At 60.2% G+C, this 21,928-nt stretch carries 25 protein-coding genes and 1 other RNA gene; 10 read left to right on the top strand and 16 right to left on the bottom strand.

Going from position 1 to position 21,928, the window contains the following annotated elements:
- Positions 1 to 412: 412 nt before the first annotated feature.
- Positions 413 to 1,318 (bottom strand): DMT family transporter, encoded by a 906-nt coding sequence (locus AAFN47_RS13220; protein WP_499809706.1) that lies wholly within the window; start codon positions 1,316 to 1,318, stop codon positions 413 to 415.
- 209 nt (positions 1,319 to 1,527) lie between these two features.
- On the opposite strand from AAFN47_RS13220, the gene AAFN47_RS13215 reads away from it, so the two are divergent.
- Complete coding sequence (locus AAFN47_RS13215; RefSeq protein WP_499809705.1) at positions 1,528 to 2,955, top strand: cation:proton antiporter domain-containing protein; 1,428 nt, start codon at positions 1,528 to 1,530, stop codon at positions 2,953 to 2,955.
- Between the two features lie 4 nt (positions 2,956 to 2,959).
- Here the strand turns inward: AAFN47_RS13215 and AAFN47_RS13210 are convergent, their stop codons facing one another.
- The 7 genes from AAFN47_RS13210 to AAFN47_RS13180 form a co-directional block, all read right to left on the bottom strand.
- Entirely contained in the window at positions 2,960 to 4,156 is a 1,197-nt protein-coding gene (locus AAFN47_RS13210; protein ID WP_499809704.1) for a lytic murein transglycosylase, read from the bottom strand.
- 51 nt (positions 4,157 to 4,207) lie between these two features.
- Complete coding sequence (locus AAFN47_RS13205) at positions 4,208 to 4,990, bottom strand: glycoside hydrolase family 25 protein (protein WP_499809703.1); 783 nt, start codon at positions 4,988 to 4,990, stop codon at positions 4,208 to 4,210.
- A 77-nt stretch (positions 4,991 to 5,067) separates the two neighbouring features.
- On the bottom strand, positions 5,068 to 5,712 hold the full coding sequence (locus tag AAFN47_RS13200; protein ID WP_499809702.1) for a class I SAM-dependent methyltransferase: 645 nt from the start codon (positions 5,710 to 5,712) through the stop codon (positions 5,068 to 5,070).
- The gene (locus AAFN47_RS13195; protein ID WP_499809701.1) at positions 5,709 to 6,959 is read right to left on the bottom strand and encodes a BtaA family protein; all 1,251 of its coding nucleotides are present in this window, start codon (positions 6,957 to 6,959) and stop codon (positions 5,709 to 5,711) included. Before AAFN47_RS13195 ends, AAFN47_RS13200 begins: the two co-directional genes overlap by 4 nt.
- Positions 6,960 to 7,248: 289 nt before the next feature.
- Positions 7,249 to 7,644, bottom strand: coding sequence for a hypothetical protein (locus tag AAFN47_RS13190; RefSeq protein ID WP_499809700.1), 396 nt, complete (start codon positions 7,642 to 7,644; stop codon positions 7,249 to 7,251).
- Positions 7,645 to 7,670: 26 nt separating this feature from the next.
- Positions 7,671 to 7,913 carry a hypothetical protein gene (locus AAFN47_RS13185; RefSeq protein ID WP_499809699.1) on the bottom strand — a complete coding sequence of 81 codons (243 nt, stop codon included), beginning with the start codon at positions 7,911 to 7,913 and terminating at the stop codon, positions 7,671 to 7,673.
- Positions 7,910 to 11,545, bottom strand: coding sequence for a hydantoinase B/oxoprolinase family protein (locus tag AAFN47_RS13180; RefSeq protein ID WP_499809698.1), 3,636 nt, complete (start codon positions 11,543 to 11,545; stop codon positions 7,910 to 7,912). The genes AAFN47_RS13185 and AAFN47_RS13180 overlap by 4 nt, the downstream gene beginning before the upstream one ends.
- Before the next feature lie 139 nt (positions 11,546 to 11,684).
- Here AAFN47_RS13180 and AAFN47_RS13175 point away from each other — a divergent pair, with 139 nt between their 5' ends.
- The 8 genes from AAFN47_RS13175 to AAFN47_RS13140 all read left to right on the top strand — a co-directional run bounded on the left by AAFN47_RS13175 (position 11,685) and on the right by AAFN47_RS13140 (position 16,004).
- The gene (locus AAFN47_RS13175) at positions 11,685 to 12,395 is read left to right on the top strand and encodes a TerB family tellurite resistance protein (RefSeq protein ID WP_499809697.1); all 711 of its coding nucleotides are present in this window, start codon (positions 11,685 to 11,687) and stop codon (positions 12,393 to 12,395) included.
- The gene (locus AAFN47_RS13170; protein ID WP_499809696.1) at positions 12,392 to 13,171 is read left to right on the top strand and encodes an N-acetylmuramoyl-L-alanine amidase; all 780 of its coding nucleotides are present in this window, start codon (positions 12,392 to 12,394) and stop codon (positions 13,169 to 13,171) included. Before AAFN47_RS13175 ends, AAFN47_RS13170 begins: the two co-directional genes overlap by 4 nt.
- 205 nt (positions 13,172 to 13,376) lie before the next feature.
- Positions 13,377 to 13,922: a lytic transglycosylase domain-containing protein gene (locus tag AAFN47_RS13165; protein ID WP_499809695.1), complete on the top strand. Its 546-nt coding sequence runs from the start codon at positions 13,377 to 13,379 to the stop codon at positions 13,920 to 13,922.
- A gap of 68 nt (positions 13,923 to 13,990) precedes the next feature.
- Positions 13,991 to 14,409, top strand: an RNA gene (gene rnpB / locus AAFN47_RS13160) — RNase P RNA component class A.
- Positions 14,410 to 14,636: 227 nt separating this feature from the next.
- On the top strand, positions 14,637 to 14,759 hold the full coding sequence (locus tag AAFN47_RS13155) for a hypothetical protein (protein WP_499809694.1): 123 nt from the start codon (positions 14,637 to 14,639) through the stop codon (positions 14,757 to 14,759).
- A 6-nt stretch (positions 14,760 to 14,765) separates the two neighbouring features.
- A complete protein-coding gene (locus tag AAFN47_RS13150; protein WP_499809693.1) occupies positions 14,766 to 15,035 on the top strand; it encodes a hypothetical protein in 270 nt (89 codons plus the stop codon).
- A 343-nt stretch (positions 15,036 to 15,378) separates the two neighbouring features.
- Complete coding sequence (locus AAFN47_RS13145; RefSeq protein ID WP_499809692.1) at positions 15,379 to 15,657, top strand: type II toxin-antitoxin system HicA family toxin; 279 nt, start codon at positions 15,379 to 15,381, stop codon at positions 15,655 to 15,657.
- The gene (locus tag AAFN47_RS13140; protein WP_499809691.1) at positions 15,654 to 16,004 is read left to right on the top strand and encodes a type II toxin-antitoxin system HicB family antitoxin; all 351 of its coding nucleotides are present in this window, start codon (positions 15,654 to 15,656) and stop codon (positions 16,002 to 16,004) included. Before AAFN47_RS13145 ends, AAFN47_RS13140 begins: the two co-directional genes overlap by 4 nt.
- A 1-nt stretch (position 16,005) precedes the next feature.
- On the opposite strand, the gene AAFN47_RS13135 is transcribed toward AAFN47_RS13140, so the two are convergent.
- Positions 16,006 to 16,596: a TetR/AcrR family transcriptional regulator gene (locus AAFN47_RS13135; protein WP_499809690.1), complete on the bottom strand. Its 591-nt coding sequence runs from the start codon at positions 16,594 to 16,596 to the stop codon at positions 16,006 to 16,008.
- Between the two features lie 69 nt (positions 16,597 to 16,665).
- On the opposite strand from AAFN47_RS13135, the gene AAFN47_RS13130 reads away from it, so the two are divergent.
- A complete protein-coding gene (locus AAFN47_RS13130; RefSeq protein ID WP_499809689.1) occupies positions 16,666 to 17,085 on the top strand; it encodes a VOC family protein in 420 nt (139 codons plus the stop codon).
- Positions 17,086 to 17,160: 75 nt separating this feature from the next.
- Here AAFN47_RS13130 and AAFN47_RS13125 read toward each other — a convergent pair whose 3' ends face one another.
- The 7 genes from AAFN47_RS13125 to AAFN47_RS13095 form a co-directional block, all read right to left on the bottom strand.
- Positions 17,161 to 17,346 carry a DUF1059 domain-containing protein gene (locus AAFN47_RS13125; RefSeq protein WP_499809688.1) on the bottom strand — a complete coding sequence of 62 codons (186 nt, stop codon included), beginning with the start codon at positions 17,344 to 17,346 and terminating at the stop codon, positions 17,161 to 17,163.
- Between the two features lie 100 nt (positions 17,347 to 17,446).
- Complete coding sequence (locus tag AAFN47_RS13120) at positions 17,447 to 17,782, bottom strand: type II toxin-antitoxin system PemK/MazF family toxin (RefSeq protein WP_499809687.1); 336 nt, start codon at positions 17,780 to 17,782, stop codon at positions 17,447 to 17,449.
- A complete protein-coding gene (locus AAFN47_RS13115) occupies positions 17,776 to 18,027 on the bottom strand; it encodes an AbrB/MazE/SpoVT family DNA-binding domain-containing protein (RefSeq protein WP_499809686.1) in 252 nt (83 codons plus the stop codon). The genes AAFN47_RS13120 and AAFN47_RS13115 overlap by 7 nt, the downstream gene beginning before the upstream one ends.
- Positions 18,028 to 18,158: 131 nt before the next feature.
- Positions 18,159 to 19,208 carry an ABC transporter ATP-binding protein gene (locus AAFN47_RS13110; protein ID WP_499809685.1) on the bottom strand — a complete coding sequence of 350 codons (1,050 nt, stop codon included), beginning with the start codon at positions 19,206 to 19,208 and terminating at the stop codon, positions 18,159 to 18,161.
- Positions 19,208 to 19,993, bottom strand: coding sequence for an ABC transporter permease (locus AAFN47_RS13105; protein ID WP_499809684.1), 786 nt, complete (start codon positions 19,991 to 19,993; stop codon positions 19,208 to 19,210). The genes AAFN47_RS13110 and AAFN47_RS13105 overlap by 1 nt, the downstream gene beginning before the upstream one ends.
- The gene (locus AAFN47_RS13100) at positions 19,990 to 20,850 is read right to left on the bottom strand and encodes an ABC transporter permease (RefSeq protein WP_499809683.1); all 861 of its coding nucleotides are present in this window, start codon (positions 20,848 to 20,850) and stop codon (positions 19,990 to 19,992) included. The genes AAFN47_RS13105 and AAFN47_RS13100 overlap by 4 nt, the downstream gene beginning before the upstream one ends.
- Positions 20,851 to 20,879: 29 nt before the next feature.
- On the bottom strand, positions 20,880 to 21,920 hold the full coding sequence (locus AAFN47_RS13095; protein ID WP_499809682.1) for an ABC transporter substrate-binding protein: 1,041 nt from the start codon (positions 21,918 to 21,920) through the stop codon (positions 20,880 to 20,882).
- Between the last annotated feature and the right edge of the window lie 8 nt (positions 21,921 to 21,928).

The raw sequence follows: 21,928 nt of genomic DNA, 5'->3' as shown, positions 1-21,928 counted from the left end.
CCGTTTTACCTTCTGAAACTGTGGAGTCCTGGTTTCGGACTCATGCCGCCCATGTGTTCTTTTTAGAGAAACAGCATGACCAAGATGAACAAGAACGCTGCACCGATCATCAGGACATTCACAGATCGCGTTAGTCCCATAGCTGACCTCCTTGAGGTTTACAGTCGAATGCTATGATGGAATGCGAGGCGTTGAAAAGAAAAATAGTTGCTGCAATGCGATATTAGCGGGAATAACCGCCTCCTTAAGTGGTGCTAACGCCATGAAATCAATCGCGTTCCTGTGGCGCCAGAAAAATGTGGAATATGGGGACAGATTCACGCATTTTTTGCAGGTGCGAATCGCACTTGTGGCGATTCTGTGACATTCTTTTACATCCGCCGAGGAATGATGATTCTGTAACGCACTGAAATCATGCGTGAAATCTCCGCTTGCGGAACAACCTTCCATCAATGACGAGTAGTCCGGCCGCAATCAGGGCGAGGCCGAGCGCGGCGTGGGTCGTGAGCGTTTCCCCGAGAAACAGGACGCCCAGCAGGATGGCGCTGGGCGGGACGAGCAGCGTGACCAGCGATCCGTTGGTGGCACCGGCGTCTGCGATAATGCGGAAATACAGAATGTAGGCGACCGATGTCGACAGCACCGCCAGGAGGACAATGGCGCTGACAACCTCGATGGGCGGAAAGGCGAGCGTCCATGGCTGGTCTATGGCGCAGATCAGCGGAATCATGATGATGGATGACGCGCTCAGCTGTCCGGTGGCGATGACTGTGGGCGCCACGCCGCGAAACGATTTGGCGAATGTCGCTGCAAATCCGTAGCTGACGGCGGCGCCGACAATGGCGAGTTGGGCCCAGATATGGGCGTCGAAACCGGAGAGCGCCGACGGGCCTGTCAGAACCAGCATGCCGACAAGGCCAAGGACGCATCCCAATATCTTTGTCGTCGTCATCTTTTCGTCTTCGGTGAGGACATTTGCGATGACAAGGGTCCAGAGCGGGGTGGTTGCGTTGAGAGTCGCCGCCAGGCCTGCGCCGATTTGTGTCTGGCCCATGAAGATCAGCGAAAACGGGATGACGTTGTTGATTGCGCCGAGAACAAGAAAGGAGCGCCAACGCGCTGCAAGTATCCGATAAAGCCCGTTTCGCCCTTGCAGGTACAGATGAAGCGCGATCGCCGCCAGAACCACGCGCAGGAAAACCAGGGTGAGCGGCGGTATCCAGACAACGGCGATCCGCGCAAAAAAGAACGAGGCGCCCCAGATCAGCCCGAGGGTGACAAGCATCAGCCAGGTGGAAAGCGTCAATCGATTTTGCATGAGTCTCTCTTGCTTTGCAGCGTTTGACCTTAATCAGACCTGTAATTGAAACAATCCGCTTCTTGCTCTTCATATCAGGCGTTGCTGTTTTAAAGGCCACAATTAAAGCAACGAAATCATGATCCTAAGACACGAGATCACTTGTCGTGCGCAAAACGGCGTGCAAGACTTGCAAGTGTGCATCTGCGAAAGGAGCCGAAACCCGCAAGATGGATCATGCAGCCGCCGCCGAACATGCAGCACAGGGCGCCGCACTCAGCAATATCGCCTTTGTCGCTGCGATCGCGGGCCTCCTGGGACTGGGCCTGATCATACTGCGTCAGCCGCCGCTCGTCGGCTTCATACTTGCAGGCATGGCTTTGGGGCCGACAGGTTTCGGGGTCATCCCCAGCTCCACCTACGTCAACGTGCTGGCGGAAATGGGCGTTCTGGTGCTGTTGTTCTTCATCGGTATCGAGTTGTCGCTCAAGGCGTTTGTACTCACGCTCAAACAGGCGGTTCTTGTGTGCGGCGGACAAATCGCGGCGGCGGTTTCGGTCGGGCTGCTGATCGGTTACGCGATCGGTTCGTCGATTGCAGAAGGCATCATCCTCGGCTTCATCATCGCGCTTTCCAGCACCGTTGTGGCGATGAAGATGCTGGACGAGATGGGCGTGCTGCGCGGCGAAGAAGGCCGGGTGGCGATCGCCGTGCTCATCGCCCAGGACCTCGCCGTGGTGCCGATGCTGGTCTTCGCGTCGAGTTTTGGGGGCGAGTCCGTCAACTATACGGTCGTCACACTGAAGATCGTGATCTCGGTGGGGCTCCTCGGCGGCCTTTTGTGGTGGCTCGGTTCGCGCGGGAAACTGCGCGTGCCCTATACCGAGAAGATCGAGCGCAATGTGGAAATCGTCGCGGTCGGGGCGCTGGCGATTTGCTTCACCGCCGCTTCGCTTTCGAGTCTTGCGGGATTATCGCCCGTATACGGCGCTTTCCTGGCGGGAATCCTGATCGGCAACTCGACGCTCAGAAGCCGCGTCATACCGGTCATCGAACCGATACAGAGCGTGCTTCTCGTCATATTCTTCCTGTCGATCGGACTGCTGATCGATCTGTGGTTCATCTGGGACAATCTACTGATTGTGCTGCTGGCCTGCCTGGTCGTGATCGCCGCGAAGTCGGTGCTGAATATCGCTCTCCTGCGCATGACGGGGTCTGATCCCCGCACGGCGCTGGTCGCCGGCCTGTCCATGGCGCAGATCGGCGAATTCTCCTTCGTGCTGGCGGCGGCCGGGATGAGCGCGCATATTCTGCACGACGACACCTATCGGCTGGCGATCGCCGTGACCGCCATATCGCTGCTGGTTTCGCCTGTCTGGGCGGGGCTCATGCATCGCATAGAGAACGTTGCTGCGTCGCACATCACGTCCTATCGCGTTGCGCTTCGCGAGGCCTATGCGCGCGAGATCGAGGAGATGCAGCGTGGCCGCATGGTGGTCGATGTGGCGATATTCCATACGCGGCTGCGTTACCGCGCTGTGCGGCTTGCCGCTTACCACCGCCGCGCGGCGCGTATGGAGCAGGCCGCGGCGAAGGACGCCGAACCCGGAAAGAACGCCGCCGTGGAACCGGACAAGACCGGGGAAAAGGTCGACTGACCGATTATTGCAGCCGTGACAGGAGTTCCGGCGTCGGCCAGGCGTCGGCCGGCATTCCAAGCCGAAGCTGTTCCTGCTGGACGGCGTTGCGCGTTCCGCTGCCGAGAATGCCGTCGATCTTGCCGACATCGTAGCCGCGCGACTGGAGAATGGTCTGCAGCTGCTTCATCTGGGCGTCGCTCAGGCCGGGGTCCGGATTGCCGGCGTCATAACGCTGGGCGCCGCCGAGACGGGTCGCAAGATACGCGGCCGTCGTGGTGTAGATGAGGGACTGGTTCCATTCCAGATAGATCGCAAAATTCGGATAGACCAGAAACGCCGGTCCCTTGCGGCCCTGCGGCATAAGCAGGGAGGCCGGTAGCGAGCCCGACGGAAAAGCGCCGTTCCGGGCCTTTATTCCCATGGCCTGCCACTGGCTGACGGGCAGGGTCTGGTCGATTCCCGCTTTTGACCAGTCGAGATTGGACGGAACCGTGACTTCCTGCATCCATGGTTCGTTCGGTCGCCATCCGAGATGGTGGATGAAAGCCGCCGCCGTGAGGATGGCGTCTGGCGCGCTTGTCTTCAGATTGACGTGCCCGTCGCCGTCGCCGTCGCGGCCGTAGCGGATTATGTCTTCCGGCAGCAACTGCACCTGGCCTATCTCGCCGGCCCAGGCGCCCGTCGTCCTGGCCGGATCGAGATCTCCGTGCTGGACCATCTCGATCGCGGCGATCAGTTGCGGACGAAAGAGTTCCGGCCGGCGGCAGTCATGGGCGAGCGTCACCAGGGCGTTCATGGTGTTGAAATCGCCCTGGACCGCGCCGAAATCTGTCTCCAGCGCCCAGAAGGCGGTGATGACTTCCGGCGGTATGCCATATTCCCGCTGGGCCTGCGCAAAAACGTTGGCGTATTTGCCCATATTCGCCTTGCCGTGCTGCATGCGGTAGCCGCTGACGGAGCGCTTGGAGAATTCCAGGAATGTCTGCTTGAAGACGCCCTGGGCCCGGTCGCGGCTCAGCACCGTCTTGTCGATGCGCGCGTTGGCGAGCGCCTGGTCTGCGACGCGCGGCGGCACGCCTTTTGCAACCGCTTCCTGCTTGACGCCCGCGAGGAAGGAGCCGAGATCGCCCCCGCAGGTCTGCGCCTGAGCGATGCCTGTCGCGAACTGGCAGGCGAAGATCAGGGCGGTTGCTGCGGCGAGTCTGTTCAGGCGAATCATGAATTCCTCCGAAAGGGTGGCGGTCTGTTTGTCGTAGGATTGTGGCCGCGCTCAGAGCGCGGAAGCGGAAACCCACTTGAGCCAGTCCTTGCGGTCGCCTGCAAAGACGTTGATGTCGGTGTCGCCCTGGATGCCGGGCACGATGCCGGTTCCCGTGTATTGCCAGAAATGCCAGTCGCGCTGGGCATAGATGTTGTCGGGATGATCGGCGACGGAACGGACCCAGAAGGTGTAATCGGAGAAGTGACCCACCAGGTTTTCACGATGGAAATCCACCGTCGTGTAGACCATCGGTTTGCGGCCGTAATGCGCCTCGACGCGGTCCATGAAGATTTTCATGTTCCTGCGCACTGTGGCGGGGTCTGGGCGTTTCTTGCATGTGGGCGAGGCGTGGTTCCATTCGATGTCGAGCACCGGCGGCAGGGCGCCGCGTTCCTTCGGCGTGTTGCGAATGAACCATGCAGCCTGCTTTTCCGGCGTCGTGCAGAAATAGTAGAAATGATATGCGCCGCGCGGAATGCCGGCCTGCCTGGACTTGCGCCAGTACTCGTCGAAACGGTCGTCCTTCAGGTCGCCGCCTTCCGTCGCCTTGATATAGGCGAAGTCGATGCCGGATTTGCGCAGCTTGCGCCAGTCGATGTCCGCCTGCCATTTGGACACGTCGATGCCATGCACCTCATGGCGGGCCGGATGGTTCTTGCCGAAATTCTGCGGGTCCCTGTCGCCATAGCGCATCGGCGACGGCGCCGTGATGTCGTCGAAGCTGTATTCGTATGTGGTGCATGCCGCCAGCATGAAAAGCAGGGGTGCGAAAATGAGCGCGCGTCGACGCATGGCGAACCGTCCAATTCGGTTGGCGATAACCGGCTCTGGCAGTAATAATGCAGATTCTCGTCAGTGAAAAGGCGTATTCAAGCCTGCGAGACAATCATGTGCCAAGTATAACCGCGGTAGAGCCGTTCGCTTCTGGCCTTCAATCCGGCCTTTTCGGCCTTGCCCTGTACTACATCGAAAAGGGTTGCTCGCGGGTTAACGTGGAAGCGCGCGAGCCAGGCGTGAAGCGCGGATCGGAAGAGGGACGGCAGCCGTTCCTGCTGACCGAAATCCACAATGTGCAGGGAGCCCTGCGGCGACAGCGCAGCCATTGCGGCGTCGATCGTCTCTTCCCAGGCGGGTATCATCGACAGCGAATAGGAAATGAAAACCCGGTCGAAACGGGGCTTTTCGAACAGCGCTTCCGGTTCGAAGCCGGAGGCGTCGCCCTGCACCAGCCTCATCTCCAGACCTGAACGTCGCGCCGTATTGTGCGCCGAAGCCAGCATCTCGGACGAGATGTCCAGCCCGTGCAGGCGGGCGTTGGGCCAGCGTTTCGCAACGGCTGCAAGGTTGCGGCCCGTTCCGCATCCGAGCTCCAGAACGTCCGCGCCCCGGGGCATTTCCATCGCCTCGATCATCCGGTCGCGGCCAAGCAGGTAATATTTTCGTGACAGGTCGTAGATATGCCGCTGATGACGATAGGTCCCGTCCATCAGCTCCGCATGGGCGGCCGAACTCATGAGGCGCGCTTCTCGTAAAGATGGAAGCCGCCATAGATCGCCGACCGGTCCCGGCGGCAACAGGTTTCGGATTCAGTCTCGCGGTAGCGCCACTGGTCGAGGATGGCGGCGTCGACGCGGCCCGGCAGAATGGTCGGGGCGCCGGCGGTGCGGAATATGACGCGCGCGCCGGCGTCGGCCGTGCGCGTGATTTCCGACCAGAGTTCGTTGAGTTGCGCGTCGCTCATCCAGTCCTGGGCGTCGAGCAGCACATAGCGGTCGAGGGACGCGGCGGGCTTGTGTCTGAGGAAATCGGTGAAGCCGATATGATTGACGGAGACGTTATCGGCCAGATCGCGGATCGTCTCGTAGTGGTCTTCCTGTAGGTAGGCCGGCAGTTCCGCCGCGCCGTGCTCCGGATAGCGGCGCGCGAAGGCCTGCCATGCGAAGTAGTTTTCGTTCAGGGGGAAGTGACAGGCGAGTTTCTCGAGCCGCGTCTTCAGGACTGCGGCCATGGTGTCTTCGCCGGCGAGCAGTTCGTCATACTGCGCGGGTGGAATGCCAAGGCCGAACAGCGACGCCTTGCGACCTGTCATCCATTTGACGAGCGGCTTTTCGAACAGCGGCGCGAGACGGTCGTCAAAGAACCGCCGCTGCTCGCGCAGGCTGCCGGACTGCATGATTTCGGCCGGGTCGACGCCGTGCAGACGGGCGATCAGGTGGCCGGTTGCAATGAACCAGCCCAGAAGGCCGCCCTTGTAGAAGTTGCCGTTGAAGGCTTCGATGCGCCTACGGCCCTTGATGGTCCGCCGCTCCCAATAGGATCGCGACGCCGGATCGAGATGCGGCGCGACGTGCCTGTCGTAGATGGCCGAGTTGCCACGCTGGTTGTCCCTGGCGAAGAAGCTCAGGACCTCGCTGTGGCCCGGCAGGCGCCGCATGGCGGTGAGCTTCATGCGGTTGAGCGCAATATGCGCCTTGTTCAGATCGACGACGTCAATGCTTTCCGGTCGCGCGGTGAGGTAGGCGAGCACATTGCAGCCGCCAGACGCGATGGTGACGATCCGGTGGCCTTCGGACAGCGCCATGGCTTCCATGTCGACCTTCGGGTCTTCCCAGATCTGCGGATAGACGAGCCCGGTAAAGAGCAGCGCGAAGAGTCGCTCCGACAATCCTTCCTTCGTATAGGCCCTGTTCTGGTAAAGCGCCTTTCCCAGATGGCGATTGCCGCTAAGTACAAAACCCGATTCCGTGGCGATATCCGACATGCTGCAATTCCCCGCATTCCGTCATTTCCGAGCGGGTACCTCCGGGCGGTGACATCGACATGACATATCGGTGACAGAATGGTGACGGTGGGGTGGAATGAGTGCAAGATATTGAAAATGTTGAATTTCAAATGAGAATCGTTGGTCTCGATGCCGACGGCTCCGGCCTGTCGCCGCTACCCATTGCCCGGACACATTGCAATGTTTTTGACGAACGAATCGATGTGAAACGCGCGTATCCGACGCCAGAAAGCAATCAAGTGGGCGTCAAAGTCGCTTTGGGGACCGTCTACGTGTCCATTAAACTTTCAAACGGAGCCAGCGGCACAATCCCGTCCAGGGATCGGGCAAGATCATCGTCCAGAGTGATAAAAGCATCCGCTTGCAACTTCGTGAGCGCCACGTACTCGGCGGTGAAGGTGTCATTCCAATCAAAATGCGCGGCGATATCCCATGCGGCTTTCTGCAGAACGCGGTCGCCAAGAAGACGAACCTTCAGCGTTCTCAAGTGATCGAGTTGGAGATTTGCGGTTTTGCGATCGATTTCCCCGCGACGAACCGATGCGTAGAGCTGCGAAAGCATCTGGGATCTCAACAGAGCCGGCGCGACCAGCTTACTGGCTGGCGGGATCAAGTTTTCGCGACACAACCGAAGCGTGGTGTCCAGCGCAATGACATATCGCATCCTGCTTCTCGCAACGCTTCCTGTATTCAGTCGGGTTTCTTGACTTTCAGCCTGCCGGCTTCTTCCACGATGAGTGATTTTTCTCCGTGGTGTTTGATGTGGAACAGCGCCATTTTCCGGCATTGTTTGTCGCTGTTTATCCGCCGCTCGGTCCATCTCCACCATTCTTCGGAGCCGAACGCCATTCGCTCAGCCTCATATATGCTGAAGCCATGCTCTTCTCGAAGCTGCTTGATTTGTATTATCCAGCGCATTCGGTCCTCAGTCATGATACTTCCCCATATCCCCCCGAGGTCGGCGTCGTCAGGATTACCGCCTCGCCGACCTCGAGTTCCGTCTGGTCGCAGGCCTTCAGTTCCTCGACAGTGCCGTCGCGACGACGGACCTCCGTTTTGCCGACCTGACCGTCGCCGCCGCCGTCCATCCCCTGTGGTGGCCTGTTGCGGTGGGACGACAGGATCGCGCACTCCATTTTTTCAAGGAAACGGATTGTGCGCCGGGTGCCGTCGCCGGCTTTGAAGGCGCCGCGGCCGCCGGAGCCCTCACGGATGCGGAAATCCTCGAGAAGCACGGGAAAGCGCATTTCCAGGATTTCCGGGTCGGTGAGCCGCGAATTGGTCATGTGGACGTGCACGCCCGAAGTTCCGGAAAAGCCGCGGCCGTTGTTCATTCTTCCAGCCGGAGAGCCGGAGCAGATTGTCTCGTAATACTGGTAGCGGTCATTGCCGAAGGTGAGATTGTTCATCGTGCCCTGGCTGTTGGCGAGCGCGCCGAGCGCGCCGAAGATCGCGTTGGTGACATGCTGCGATGTTTCGACGTTGCCGGCGACGACAGCGGCCGGCCAGGAGGGCTTCAGCATGCATTCGTCGGGCAGCACGATGTTGATCGGCCGCAGGCAGCCGGCGTTCATCGGGATCGAGCCTTCGACCATCACCCGGAAACAGTAGAGCACGGCGGCGCGCGTGACCGGCTCAGGCGCGTTGAAATTGTTCTTCATGACCGGCGACGTGCCGGTGAAGTCGACCGTCGCCGTGCGCTCTTCCCGATCGACGCTGATCTTCACCTTGATGACCTGGCCGGTGTCGGTCGGATATTCGTATTCGCAGTCGGAGAGCGCGTCGATGACTTCGCGCACGCTCTCGGCGGCGTTGTCCTGGACGTGGCCCATATAGGCCTGAACGACGTCGAGGCCGAAATCGGCGACCATCCTGTGCAGTTCGGCGATCCCCTTTTCGTTCGCCGCGATCTGGGCTTTCAGGTCCGCGACGTTCTGGAACGTGTTGCGGGCGGGGTAGGGGTGGTCGGTCAACAGGTCGACCAGTTCCTTCTCGCGGAAGCGGCCCTGATCGACGATCAGGAAATTGTCGATCAGCACGCCTTCCTCGTCGACGGTCGTCGCAAGCGGCGTCATTGAACCAGGCGCCGTGCCGCCGATGTCGGCATGGTGGCCGCGCGACGCGGTATAGAAGAGGATTTCTTCGCCAGCCTTGTCGAAGAGCGGCGTCACCACGGTGATATCGGGCAGGTGGGTGCCGCCATTGTAGGGCGCGTTGAGCGCAAAGACGTCGCCCGGCCTGATCTTTCCCTTGTTCAGCCGGATGACGGTTTCGACCGAACGGTCCATGGAGCCGAGATGGACCGGCATGTGCGGCGCATTGGCGACCAGCGCTCCGCTGCTGTCGAAGACCGCGCAGGAGAAGTCGAGCCGCTCCTTGATGTTGACGGAATGGGCGGTGTTCTGCAGCGTCACGCCCATCTGCTCGGCGATCGACATGAAGAGGTTGTTGAAGACTTCGAGCAGGATCGGATCGGCCTGTCTCGTGCCGATCGCCTGCTGCCGCTGCTTCTTTTCGCGGCGGCGCATGACGACATGATTGCAGGCGTTGATTTCGGCCTGCCAGCCGGGCTCGACGACGATCGTCTGGTTTTTCTCTATGATGAGGGCTGGCCCGCTGAGCCGAGCGCCGGGAGACAGCTCGTCGTGCCGGACGATGGCGGCGTCATGCCACTTGCCGCCGGAGAAGACCGGCCGGACACGGTCTGACGCGATGTCGCGCAGCGCCAGTTCCTGTCCGGTCTCTGCTGCGCTCGGGCCGCGTGTTTCGGTCGCTTCCACCGCGACGGCTTCCACCACCACGGGCTTGGCGTCGTAGATGAACCCGAATTGCGCCTTGTGGGCGGTTTCGAAAGCGCTGCGCGCATCCGAGAAGGAACGGCTCGTAAAATCGACGGGCAGGGCGGTGTCCGTTCCGTCGTAGCGCAGATGCAATTGCGGCCGCCAGCGCATGTCCTGATCGGCGACGCCCTGCGCGCGCAACTCTTCGGCGGTTTCCCCGGACAGGCGTTCGACAAGCGCCTCCACATCGGCGACGGAACTTTCGTCCAGCGGTTTGACCAGCGCCTGCTGGCGCGTGGAAAAGAGGCTTGCGAGTCCTATGCCGTAGGCGGAAAGCAGGCCCGAGAAAGGGTGAATGAGAATTGCCTCCATGCCCAGCGCGTCGGCGACAAGGCAGGCGTGCTGTCCGCCGGCGCCGCCGAAGCAGTTGAGCAGGTACTTCGTCACGTCATAGCCGCGCTGCACGGAGATCTTCTTGATGGCGTTCGCCATGTTTTCCACCGCGATCGTGATGAAGCCCTCGGCAATTTCCTCCGGCGTCTTGCCGTCGCCGATGCTTTGCGCCAGTTCGGCGAAACGGCTGGCCACGACGTTGCTGTCGAGGGGCTGGTCCTGGTCCGGACCGAAGATCGCGGGGAAGAAATCCGGCTGCAGCTTGCCGAGCATGACATTGGCGTCCGTCACCGCCAGCGGTCCGCCGCGACGGTAGCAGGCCGGGCCCGGATCGGCGCCCGCGGAATCGGGTCCCGCCTGGAACCGGCCGGACTCATAGTGAAGCACCGAGCCGCCGCCGGCGGCCACGGTGTGGATATCCATCATCGGGGCGCGGATGCGCACCCCCGCCACTTCGGTGTCGAAGGCGCGCTCGTAACGGCCGTTATAGTGCGCGACATCCGTCGAGGTGCCGCCCATGTCGAAGCCGATGACGCGTTCGAAGCCGGCCAGCGCCGCTGTCTCGACCATGCCGACGACGCCGCCGGCCGGGCCGGAAAGGATGGCGTCTTTTCCCTGAAACAGCTTCGCGGTTGTCAGGCCGCCCGAGGACATCATGAACTTCAGGGTCGGGGTGTCCTCGGCGCCCGCTTCGCCGGCGCCGAGTTCGCTTGCGACCTCGTTGACGTAACGCCGCAGGATGGGCGAAAGGTAGGCGTCGACCACCGTCGTGTCGCCGCGTCCAACGAGCTTGGCGAGTGGCGAGACCTCGTGGCTCACGGAAACCTGCGAAAAGCCGATCTCGCGGGCAATTTCGGCGACGGTCCGTTCATGGTCCGGATAGTTCCAGGAATGCATGAAGACGATGGCGACCGCGTCGATGCCGTCTCGGTAGGCCTTTTCGAGTTCGGGCCGGATCGCCGCTGCGTCCGGCGCCGCCTCGACGGCGCCGTCGGCGCGCACCCGTTCGGCGATCTCGACGACCTGATCGTAAAGTTGTTCCGGCAGGATGATTTCCTTGGCGAAAATGTCCGGCCGCGCCTGGTAGGCGATGCGCAGAGCGTCGCGAAAGCCTTTCGTGATGACGAGTAGCGTACGATCGCCCTTGCGCTCCAGCAGCGCATTGGTGGCGACGGTCGTGCCCATTTTCACGTCGCCGATCACGCCGGAGGGAATGTGATCGTCAGCGCCGACGCCGATGAGGTCACGGATGCCCTTGATGGCGGCGTCCCGATAGGCTTGCGGGTTCTCCGACAGGAGCTTCTTCTGGATCAGGCTTCCATCCGGCGACCGTCCGATGACGTCGGTGAATGTGCCGCCGCGGTCTATCCAGAATTCCCACTTGCCCACCATGTCGCTTGTCCTTTCGCAGCCATCGAGAGGATGAATGATTGCCTCGCCCCGTGCATAACCGCCGGCGCTTGCCGAGGCAATTGCGCGTGTGCGTTGTGCGACACTCGCATTGCAGTGCGAAATCGTCTAAACAGCGGATATGTCCATCTTTTCGAAACTTGGCGACCTGATCGGCAACGCTACGTCCGGCGCGTTGTCCGGAGTAATCGAAATTGTGCGCACGGCGCTAGAGGGTGATCCCGAAACCCGGCGGCGCGTGGCGTTTTCGATCGCGATGATTGCGCTTTCGGCCAAAATGGCGAAAGCCGACGGGGTGGTTACGCCCGACGAGGTGATCGCGTTCCAGGACATTTTCGAGATTTCCGAAAGCGAATCGCGCAACGTCTCCAGGCTCTACAATCTCGCCAAGCAGGATATCGCCGGCTACGAGACCTACGCCGCCAGGATGGCGAGCCTGTGCGGAACAGGCGAAGCCAACTGCCTTGTTCTCGAAGACATTCTCGACGGACTGTTCCACATCGCCAAGGCAGACGGCGTCATTCACGAGAAGGAACTGGCCTTTCTGGCACGCATTGCGGATATTTTTCAGATCGACGAAGATCGCTTCGAACAGATCGTCGCGCGTCACAGCTATGCTTCCGTGAGGGATCCCTACGCGGTTCTGGGTGTAACACGGGATACGCCGTTCGAGGAGATCCGGCGACGCTATCGACGACTGGCGGCTGAAAGCCATCCGGACCGGCTGACGGCGCGCGGCGTTCCGGAAGAGTTCCTGGCGATCGCCAATGACCGGATGAGCGCGCTCAACGTGGCTTTCGCGGATATCGAGAAGGAGCGCAAGGCCGCATGACGGCTGCTCACGGGGTTTCATTTGCGGCGGATTTTGCGGACGCCGAGGTCTGTCCGTCTCCGAATTTCGGAGAAAGGGCGCACGGAAAATCCGTGGACACGGTCATCCTTCACTATACCGGCATGGAATCGACGGAAAAGGCGCAAGCCTGGCTGTGCAATCCGGAATCGCAGGTGTCGTCTCACTATCTGGTGCACGAAGACGGCCGTATCATCCAGATGGTTGCGGAGAATAAAAGGGCCTGGCACGCGGGCAGGAGCTTCTGGCGCGGCGAGACGGATATCAACTCGCGATCGATCGGAATCGAGATCGCCAATCCGGGGCACGCCTACGATTATCCGGATTTTTCCAAGGAACAAATTCGTTCGGTTATCGAACTTTGTCGTAAATGTGTCGCAAAGTGGGCGATCCCGGCTGATCGTGTCCTTGGTCACAGCGATGTCGCGCCCGGCAGAAAGGTCGATCCGGGGGAAAAATTCCCCTGGAGTTCACTTTTCGACGCAGGAGTAGGGCATTGGGTCGATCCGTCGCAGGCAGTCGGCGGACGCTTTCTGCAGGCGGGCGACCGGGGTCAGCCTGTCGAGGCGCTGCAGGCGATGCTGTCATTTTACGGCTATAATGCTGAAGTTACAGGCGAATTTGACGATGACCTGCGCGCCGTCGTTTATGCGTTTCAACAGCATTTCCGACCGTCGAAGGTCGATGGCGTGGCGGACGCGGCGACCATCGAAACCCTCTACCGGCTGACTGCAGCGCTGCCGTCCATGGCGAAATAAGCATGGAATCCGCGCCAAACTGCAAGTCCGCTTACTGCGTGTAACACAAGTTGAACGCGCCGCCACCATTCCCGGAAATTCTCCACTAGAACCACCTGCTCAAACCTGCAGCCGCCATAGGGTTTTGCGTTGGCGGCTTTTTTTACTGTCTGGAAACCGGTTGCTGGAGGGACCCGGATTTCCGACTTTTGATCTGGAGTCATGAATGAAAAAGTACCGAGTGCTCGCGTCAGCGGTTTGTTGTGTTCTGGCGGTGACTATGGGAAGCGCCGCCTATGCCGGAGACGCCAAGAAGGAAGAGAAGAATACCCTTACTCTCTCATCTATTGGAAAAGCATTGAACAATGCGCTTCAGCCGAAGACTGAAGAAACCAAGAAGTTCAACAGCAATTACAGCAATATGATCAGGGCGCATGCAAGGCGCGAAGGCGTTCCTGTCGATCTTGCGCACGCCGTGGTGAAGGTTGAGAGCAATTTCAACGCGAAGGCCCGTGGCCGCGCCGGCGAGATCGGCCTGATGCAGATCAAGCTCCAGACCGCGCGCGGCATGGGCTACAAGGGTTCGAAGTCCGGTCTTTATGATCCGGACACCAACCTGAAATACGGCATGAAATATCTCGGCGGCGCGCACAAGCTGTCCGGTGGAGACACCTGCGGCACCATCCTGCGCTACAACGCCGGACACGCCGCCAAGCGGATGAACAAGATTTCCGCCGGCTACTGCTCCAAGGTGAAGAATATCCTCGGCTGATATCCCTTAACCGCGGCGCCTGACGCCGGGACTGGTCAAGCAATGCAGTCTCGGCTATCAGGAAGCCGTCAGCCGGCCGGGCAACCGCGCTTCGGACTTCGGTCCGCGGTGAGGAAAGTCCGGGCTCCACGGAAACACGGTGCCGGATAACATCCGGCGGGGGCGACCCCAGGGAAAGTGCCACAGAAAGTAAACCGCCCCGCCTGTATTCCGGTCCTGTCGCGGACCTGAATACCGGCGGGGTAAGGGTGAAAGGGTGGGGTAAGGGCCCACCGCGTTGCTGGCAACAGGAACGGCATTGCAAACCCCACCGGGAGCAAGACCGAATAGGGGTGGCGAGGACGCAAGTCCGGGCCCGTTTCCGGGTCGTCGCCCGGGTTGGTCGCTAGAGGCAGGATGCAAATCCTGTCCCAGAGGAATGGTTGCCACGCAATTCCATATCCATGGCGTTGCCATACAAAACCCGGCTTACAGGCCGGCTGACGCTTCGTTTCCGTGACCGCTCTTGAGGGGAGCCAGGAGATCCGGATTGCTGTTGAGATAGTTCAACGATTTCTTCAGGTGGGTTGCGAGGGCCGGCTTGAGATATTTGAGGGCCGTCTCCACGCCTTCTTCCTTCAGGCTGAGAAAAGTAGCGAGAGAAAAGCCCCACTCCGCCTCCGTCAGATAGCCCTGGCGCCGCGTCGACCACCCCTGCGTCACACCGTCGGAAAATTGCCGGAACTCGAAAGCGCTGTTGGCGGCGAAAACTCCGAAACCGAAAAACGTCACGGCCAGATCGGTCGCGAACTCCTCACAATCGCCGCCGCCCGGTGGTTCGTCGTCGGTGGTGAATAGAATTGCGTGACAGATTTCGTGCGCAAGCGTGGCGATGAGTTCCATCGGCCTTTCGACGCTTTCCGGGTCGTAGGTGACGCGCAACCGCTGGTCCGCACCGAATTGAAACGTGCCGGCGGGCGACGACGGGGCGTTCTGCACGATCGCAAGGTCGCCGAGCTTGGGATCAATCGATTCATCCTGAGGGACAAGATCGAACTCGCCTGGATCGACGGACATGTAGCGAGCGATGGTCTCAAACAGAACCTGCGCGCGATCATGCCCCTGGCTTTCTGACGGCGCGAAAAAGGCGCCCGTGGGCAGGATCATCGGTGTGTCTTCGAGAGCTTCCAATCCGCCAAAATTGGACAGAAGCCAGCCCCAGCATTCGAGCTGCCACTCAAGATCGTCTTTATCGAGAGGGGGGCTGCTTTTCCAGAACATCGGTTCGCAGGGTCGGTTGAAACTTTGCAGACCATAAGCGGAGAGTTGCAGGAAAGGAAGCCGCTTGATGGTCCTTCAGACACTATGCCCTCGAGCTTGCTGAAGAGCAGTGAATTGGACAGTTACTTGTCCATCATCACGTGCAACTGTTTTTAGTTGCAATTCCGTTGGTTTGATCCCATATTGCAGGTCTGTAATGACCGTGCAGACAAGGGGCGATATGAGTCGGCGGGAAAAGCTGGTCGGTCGGCTGAAGGGCAGACCTAAGGACTTCACATGGGAAGAATTGGTGCGCTTGCTTCGGGATGTCGGATACAGTGAGGCCCAGGCAGGAAAGACGGGGGGCTCCCGTCGGCGGTTTATTCACGACACGGCGCCGGTAATCGCGTTGCACAAACCTCACCCGGGCAACATCGTCAAAATGTACGTTATCGATGAAGTGCTGCGCGTGCTGTCTGAGGAAAAGCTGATATGAGTACGATGCTGGAATACAAGGGCTATCTCGGCTCTGTCGAATTCAGCGACGAGGATGAAGTTTTTCACGGTCGACTGGAGTTCATTCGCGATCTGGTGACCTATGAAGGCGTAGATGCGAAAGGCCTGAAGGCTTCCTTCAGGGAGGCGGTGGATGATTATCTGGCGCTGTGTGAAGCGGAAGGACGCAAACCCGATATGCCGCTGAAGGGCAGTTTCAATGTGCGTCCCGGACGTGACTTGCATCGCCGCGCCATGCTCTTTGCCGTACGGCGCGGGCTAAATCTCAATACAGTCGTGAGCGACGCCCTGCGCCGATATCTTGATCGGGAAGACAAAGTGGCCTGAGTCAGCTTCTCAGTCCATCGAAAATCGCCGCGATTACCTGCTGAACCTCGCCGGGGTTTGCGCCGCTTTCGATGGCCAGCGCGCCGCGGTCGAAGAGCGCCGACAGCATGGTCGCCAGCGTTTCGAGCGGCAACTTTGCGATGACGCCTTCTTTCATTGCTGCGTCGAGGCCCTCATGCAGGGTTCGGCCCCCATGTTTGCGGTCCATGTCGCGCAACTTCTCCCAGCCGAGAACCGCCGGCGCCTCAATCAGGATCAGACGGGTTCTTGCCTCCACGGCCATTGCATCGAAGAAAGCGTGTCCCCCTTCGACGAGGGCGTCAAAGGGCACCGCCGCTTCGGGCGTTGCGCGTTCGATCTGATCGGCGACCGCTGAAAGCTCCGCCTCGACCACCGCGGCGAACAATGCCTTCTTGTCCTCAAAGTGGTGATAAAGCGCGCCGCGCGTGACGCCCGCCTTTTTCACGATCTCCGGCGTTCCCGTGCCGGCATATCCCTTTGACAGAAACAGATCTCTCGCCGCAGCGATCAGGGCGGAGGTGGTCGTCTCGGTGCGCTCGCGGTTCGTGCGAGGGGTCGGAAGCTCTTGCATACATGCAGCCTGTATGTTAATTCAAATATACATACAGACTGTATTCTTTTTGCGAAAGCGAGGAAAGCCGTGAAATCCAACCAGTACTATCCGGTTCTCATGACGGACGACGTCGCGGGAACCGCCGAGTTCTACCGGACGCATCTGCGGCTCCGGCCCGTCTTCGACAGCGACTGGTACATCCATCTCCAGTCGAGCGAGGATGACGCCGTCAACCTGGCGATACTGCAAGGCGATCACGAAACGATCCCGGCTTCCGGACGGGGCCGGGCGTCGGGCGTATTGCTCAATTTCGAAGTGGACGATGTCGACGCCGTCTATGCCCAAATGAAGTCGGATGGACTGGAAATGCTCCTCGATCTCAGGGACGAACCGTTCGGGCAGCGGCATTTCATAACGCAGGATCCGAATGGCGTCCTGATCGATATCATCAAGCCGATCCCGCCCACGGCCGAATTCCTGGCGATGTACGGGACGGAAGCTGGCTGAGTTCATGTCTCCGGGCACGCCGCTCCGAGGCTTCCTCTGAAGACGTGTCCGGATTCACTATCTCAAAATTGGTCGTCAGGAGGTCGTTTCGGACTGCCTGATGCGCTGCTTGATGTTTTCCACCATGGTCTCGCGCACAACGCCTTCGGAGTGCGCGGCCTTCAGGTGCGCAACAGCGCGGTGAACAACCTCGGCCTCATCTTCGGCGGAGGTTTGCCAGCTGCAGCCGGGAACAAGCGTTCCGCATTGAAATACCTTCATCGTCTCCTCCTTGATTGTCGTTGTCGTTCATCTTGATTGTACCAAATTTACGTCACTTCGGTAACTGAAGCGGGAACGCGAACCGAGCGGCTGTGTTCCGTCAAAAGCCGTAGGCGAACATTTCCTGCAATAGACTTGCCACATCCTTTGCGCGGGCGTCCGTCAACGTTCCAAGGCGCTTCGTAAGGCGGGACTTGTCGACGGTCCTGATCTGATCGAGGACGACCTGGCCTTTTTTTCGCTGAAAGGTGATATTGACCCGGGACGGATAGTCCTTCTGTGTGGAAGTCAGGGGCGCAATGATGACGGTTCGCAGATAGCGGTTCATTTCATCGGGTGAGACAACGACGCATGGACGTGTCTTGCGAATTTCCGATCCTTGCGTCGGATCAAGATTGACCAGATGAATCTCGTACTGCCGGACCGGCTTCACCACGTCCAGTCTTCTGCGTCGAATTCGTTTTCAAGTGCATCATCGAGGAGGGCGGCGTCATCGCCGTTCGTCGCCATTTTCTTGAAGGATTCAGCCCAGCCTTCACGCAGGCTTCGCACCGGCGCAAGCATGATAACACCGTCCTCCACACGCATTTCCAACTCGTCGCCAAGCCCACATTCCTTGACGATCGACGCCGGGATGCGAACTCCTTTCGAGTTGCCGATGGATACGAGATTGATCTTCATGCTCAAGTCTCCTGATGTAATTACTTTGTAATCACAGTAGCGGCTGATTTCAAGTCCGGGGTCTTTGGTGATTGCAATCGGGTCAAATGTGACTGAATTCCCATTCGGAACCCGGCGATAACGCGTCGCTGCTATTCGTCCTTCACCGGCTTGAGCCGATCGGTTTCCCAGCTCAGCCAGACCGGACCTTCGTCCGGCAATGCAGGCAGGTCGCGTTCGCGCGCGATGACTTTCATGCGTCGGTCCTCGATCTCGACGATGCATGTCGCCATGGCGCCGGCGAAGACCCGCTGCACCAGGTCGGCGCGGATCCGGTTTGTGTCTCCGCCGGTCGGTTCCTCAAGCGAGATCGCCATGTCCTCGGAGCGGATGGCGAATGTGTTCGCGTCCTCTGCGCCCTTTGGAATGCGTATGGCGTGGCCGCCGGCGATGCGGAGCGCGCCGTCTTCCACCTTTCCGGAAATGATGTTGGCGTCGCCCAGGAATTCTGCGACGAAGACGCTGTCCGGCGTATTGTAGACGTCGCGCGGCGCGCCCGCCTGCACCATGCGGCCATTGCGGAGGATGCCGATCTTGTCGGAAAGCGTCAGCGCCTCTTCCTGATCATGGGTGACGAAGATTGTCGTGATGCCGATCTCGCGCTGGATGCGCTTGAGTTCGATCTGCATATCGACGCGCAGCGCCTTGTCGAGCGCCGAGAGCGGTTCGTCGAGGAGCAGTACGCGCGGATTGGTGACGAAGGCGCGGGCGAGCGCCACGCGCTGCCGTTGGCCGCCGGAGAGCTCGTGCGGCTTGCGGTCGCGGAGAGAACCCATCTGCACCAGTTCCAGCGCTTCGGCGATGCGGCGTTTCTCTTCTGCAGCTCCAACTTTGCGCACCCGCAGCCCGAATCCGACATTGTCGGCGACCGTCATGTTGGGAAAGAGCGCGTAGTTCTGGAACATCATGCCGATATCGCGTCTTTCGACCGGCACGCGCTCCACCGGCTCGCCGCCGATCCGGATATGCCCTTTGTCGGCGAGAATGAAGCCGGCGATAACGCGCAACAGGGTCGTCTTGCCGCTTCCCGACGGCCCGAGTAGCGCGAAGAACCCGCCATTCGGAAAATCCATCGACACCGAATCGAGCGCCTTTGTCGCGCCGAAGGTCTTCGTGATATTCTCGACCGAAACCTCCGCCATCAGCGGTCTCCCCCGAAATTGGAAAAGCGGGCGGCGACGAGCATCACCGCCATGGATATTATTATGATGATGGTGGAGACCGCGTTGATCTCCGGCGTGAAGCCCTTGCGGATCGACGTATAGATCAGCACCGGAAGCGTTGCGTCGCCGGGCTCGGACAGGAAATAGGAGACGACGAACTGGTCGAAGCTCACCGCGAAGGCGAACAGCGCGCCGGCGACGACCCCCGGCATGATCCATGGCAGGGTGACCCGCCGCGTGACTGTCCACGCCCCGGCACCGAGCGAACGGGCAGCCTCCTCCAGCGTCCGGTCGAAGGTGGCGAGCCGCGCGCTCACTACGACGATGACATAGGGCAGAGCCAACGCCACATGCCCGACCAGCACCGACGGCGTGCCGCGGCCCAGACCAATGCCGAAGAAGAAGATCAGCATTGCCGTGCCGGTAATCAGCCAGGGAATGGCGATCGGCGGGAACAGCAGCGTCTGCAGGATAAATTTGCCGCGAAATTCGTATCGGAAGAATGCGAGCGAGGCCGCCGTGCCGAGCGCGGTCGCGATCACCATCGTGGCGAGCGCAATGCCGACGGACCGGATCGCGGCGGTCCGAATTGCGTCGTTCTCGGAGAGGGCCGCATACCAGTTCAGCGAGAATTCAAATGGCAACTGGTAGAAAGGCGAGGCGTTGAAGGACATCGCGCCCATGATGAAGATCGGCGCATAGAGGAAAATCAGGATCAGGACGAGCCAGATCTTGCCCGCCCGCGCAAGCCAATTGCCGCTCATGCCCGCGACCTCCTGAGGATCGGGCTCGACAAGGCCAGTATGAGTAGCACCACGGCGAGCAGGATGAAGGAAAGCGCCGCGCCGAGCGGCCAGTTGAAAACCGCGACGAACTGGTCCTCGATCACTGTGCCATAGTAGGTGCCGAAACGGCCGCCGAGAATGCGCGGCTCCATGAATGCGCCGACGACCGGCACGAAGACGAGAACCGCGCCGGCGAGCAATCCGGGAAGGGACAGGGGCAGGATCAGCCTCCTCAGGATCGTCAGCTTGCCGGCCCCCATAGAACGGGCGGCGTCGATCAGCGTGTCGTCGATCGCCTGTAACGCCAGATAGGTCGTCAAAATGACGTACGGCAGATAGGAATGGACCAGTCCGATGACGACGGCGGTCTGCGTAAACATCAGGTTGAGCCGGATGTCGAAAGGCAGGACGGCGTTGACGGCAAGTTCGAGAACGCCGTTTCCCCTCAACACGATCGCCCATGAGAAGATGCGGACGAGCGAGTTCGACCAGAAGGGCAGGATGATGAGCAGGAACAACGCCTCGCGAGAACGGCCGCGGATGGTCTTGGCAAGCACATAGGCGCAGGGAAAGCCGATCAGAATGCACACGACCGTCACCGTCAGGCCGAGGCGGATCGATTTCCATAAAAGCGCAGCGTATGTGCCGGTTTCGAAAAAAGCCCGGTAGTTGTCGAGCGTTATGCGCCATTCCGCGCCCCCGAAGGGCACATCCGAAAGCAGGCTGTAAAAGAGCATGGCTGACAGCGGCAGAAACACCGCCGCCGTCAGCCAGAGATAGGCCGGAGAAAGGAGCGCCATAGCGCGCAGCCCGTCGCGGGTCCATGCTTTCGCCATGCGACGCTCCCCGAGGTCTGATACGGACCTTATTGGGCCGCCTTCAGCTTTTGCCACAGGGCGAGATACTGTTCACGCGTTTCGTCCGGAACCGGCTTCTGGAACTGGACGCGGGCTGCGACCTCCGGATCTCCGAGCACCCGGCGGTTGAAGGCGTCTTCGGGAAGAGCCGCGGCCGCCTTGGCGTTGGCCGACGCCGGCGCGCCTTCCTTGTCCCAGCGCACATAGAATTCGGGATCGATCATCCAGTTGATGAAAGCGTAGGCTGCATCCTTGTGTTCGGAGGTCGCCGGGACCGACAGTCCATCGAGCCAGCCGATTGCGCCTTCTTCCGGCACCACGAACTGAACCGGAAGGCCAGAAGCCTGCGAGCGCGACGCCGAACCGGACCAGTAGGTGGCGAGATCAAGTTCACCGGCGGCCATGAACTGGTTCCAGTCGTTCTCGGATCCCCAGAAGGTGCGGATCTGTGGCATCAGTTCGGACAGTTTCTGTTCGACTGAATTGAGATCGTCGATCTGGTTGATGCTCTGACCGGTCGCGAGCGCCCCGAGTTGAACCGATTCCAGAGCGTCGTCGCGGATCGAGACGCGTCCCTTGTACGCCGGATCCCAAAGCACCTGGATCGACGTCGGGATTTCGGAAACGGTCTGGGTGTTGACGGCGAAAGAAGTCAGCCCCCATGTCCACGGCACGCCCCAGAGTTCGCCTTCGGCATTGAGCGCGTCGTTGTTGGCGAAGTCCGGCGACACGTCTGCGAGGTTCGGGACCTTTGACTTGTCGATGGGCGCGATCAGACCTTCCTCGCGAGCCTGCGGCGTGAAGGCCACATTGATCAGAACCACGTCATAGGCGCCTGGATTGGTGCGCAGCTTCGTGAGCATTTCCTGTTCGGAATTGAAATATTCGTGGACAACGGTGTCGCCGGTCGCTTCCTCGAAGGCCTCGACCGCCCAGCCGAGGTCGGTGCCGTAGCCTTGCCAGTTGAGCACGCGGATTTCGTCGGCAAGGACGCCCGTCGTTGTCATCATCAGCGCGGAGACCGCTGCGAAAGTCCTGAAATGATTCATGGTTCGGT

Source organism: Hoeflea sp. CAU 1731 (assembly GCF_039888615.1).
Classification (GTDB): Bacteria; Pseudomonadota; Alphaproteobacteria; order Rhizobiales; family Rhizobiaceae; genus Flavimaribacter.
This window is presented reverse-complemented; position numbering and strand designations above follow the sequence as displayed.